The sequence below is a fragment of the Ruminococcus sp. RTP21359st1_H3_RTP21359_211015 genome (genome assembly GCF_040909065.1).
GTDB lineage: Bacteria > Bacillota > Clostridia > Oscillospirales > Ruminococcaceae > Hominimerdicola > Hominimerdicola aceti.
Map to the genome: position 1 here is coordinate 1 of NZ_JBDGDD010000073.1, position 1,792 is coordinate 1,792.

Genomic DNA, 1,792 nt, shown 5'->3' on the forward strand with positions numbered 1-1,792 from the left:
GCGTTGGGAGAACTGCGTCCGCATTGACCCGCCGGAGCTGGGAGAGTCCTTCGGGATCATGGAGCGTTTCATTCGGGATTGCATACCGGATGATGCCGGAATAAAAGAGAGGTTGCGGAAAGCCGTATCGGGACGGAAGCCATTCAGAAATTTCAAATATGTCATTGATGGAAGCGAATACCGTCAGAAATGGTTTGATTTCAGACAAGGACAACTCGAGCGGCTTGTAGCGGATTACCTGAATAGCCTGGATATAGATGCGTCTGCCAAATAAAAATCATTTTTAGACTTTTTCTCATATTTTTATATACAAGGATTTGAATATCCTTAAATCCGCAACTTCCCTCACTAATTGCCACCTACATGAAGATAAATGGGGTTTTGATTAGTTAGACAGCCATTAAGTCCTCGCGTCCGTTTCAATGCGCCTAGTATCCCCTTACCCCATAAAGCGACTTGAGGCAATACGCAATTAGTGGCCATCAAGTGATGGAAATCATCCTGAAGAAGTTTTGAAGGCTTCTACATATGCATGGTTGTCGGTGTAGATGTTCAGCACATATTGTCTTGCAGTCTTAATCCACTTTGCAGGCACGGAGATGAACTTGAAGACAAAGGTCTTGATACGGCTGGTTTCCTTTAGCCCGAACTTCTTCACTTCAATCCTTTGCATGATGGCCTTGTAGAAATTGCGTATCAGTGCCGTCAGGAGCAGGAACACAGTATTTTCCGCCATGAATGATTTTGGCAGTCGGCCCCATCCGAATCCACCCGCCATGTCATCAAAGATGCGTTCCTTTCCCCCACGCATGTTATAAAACTCCACGATGTCCCTCATGGATGCTTCGTAATCGTTGGTCAGGATGCAGCGGTATGTGTATTCCCCCTCCCACAGGTCAAGTTCACAGCCCATGCGTCTCTGCCTCTGGATTACCAGGCGATACGGCTTGCCCTTCCATTTCTCAACGAGAATTGAGTTCAGCTCAAACTCAATGTCGTTAATCTCCTCCCTCTTCCATCCCCTGAGGGCAAAGATGTCATCATAGAGCGAGCTGCAGCGGTTGGCGCGTATGTAGAACGTCCTGCAATGCTTCCTGACCTCATCCACAATGTCTTCCGAGCATGAGCCGCAGTCGGCCCTGAAGCGGTTGACTGTCAGTCCCTTTTCTTCAAGCCTCTCCAAAATCCTCTTTAGCGTGTCCTCCTGGTGAAAGCGTACATTGGTGTTGCCGTCGCTGTTCTCTATGCCGACAATCATGTCACCAATAACGGCCACTCCTGGCCTATAACCAAGAAATTTCTTGTACGTGGGCTTTGCATCGTACTTTTCCGTCTCTATGAACTGGTGGTCGAAGTCAACGTCATATTCCCCGCCTTCTTTCAACTGCCCTGTGGCCAACAGGCAATTCAGGAGCAATGTGTTGAGCGTGTCTGCCGTATTGAAGTCATAGGACTTGCCGGCATCGGATGTGTATGAGATGTTTTCCCCGGCCAGTTCGTTTATTGCCCTAAGGATGGTGTCGGCGCTACAGGTGCGGAGTGTGGGGTGAAGGGAAAGATGACCCATTAAGTGGGTGGTGACATCCTCAACGCAAGAACCGCCGCAGAAGTAAACGCATAGGAGGGAGCGGATGATTTCGCTGTATTGATAACCATAGAGTTTGCATCTCAACCCAAGTGTTGAGTCAATTGTAGAGGAGAGAAGGGAGGTAAATTGCTCCATGATTGGAAATATGCCTCCAAAAGGAGTGATTTTTTCGGATTTTATTGCTACCTTTGCCATGCCTGTTAC

The 1,792-nt window shown here is 47.9% G+C and carries 2 protein-coding genes; one reads left to right on the forward strand and one right to left on the reverse strand.

Annotated features, from left to right (window positions below):
* The coding region (locus AB5Z01_RS13650; RefSeq protein WP_368365617.1) for a UPF0158 family protein at positions 1–274 on the forward strand (274 nt) is incomplete at its 5' end.
* Positions 275–496: 222 nt separating this feature from the next.
* Here AB5Z01_RS13650 and AB5Z01_RS13655 read toward each other — a convergent pair.
* On the reverse strand, positions 497–1,783 hold the full coding sequence (locus AB5Z01_RS13655; protein WP_027200629.1) for an IS1380 family transposase: 1,287 nt from the start codon (positions 1,781–1,783) through the stop codon (positions 497–499).
* Positions 1,784–1,792: the final 9 nt, after the last annotated feature.

What these genes read in the sequence shown, in the direction of transcription:
- AB5Z01_RS13655 (WP_027200629.1), bottom strand. Translation starts at nt 1,783, where the DNA reads ATGGCAAAGGTAGCAATAAAATCCGAAAAAATCACTCCTTTTGGAGGC.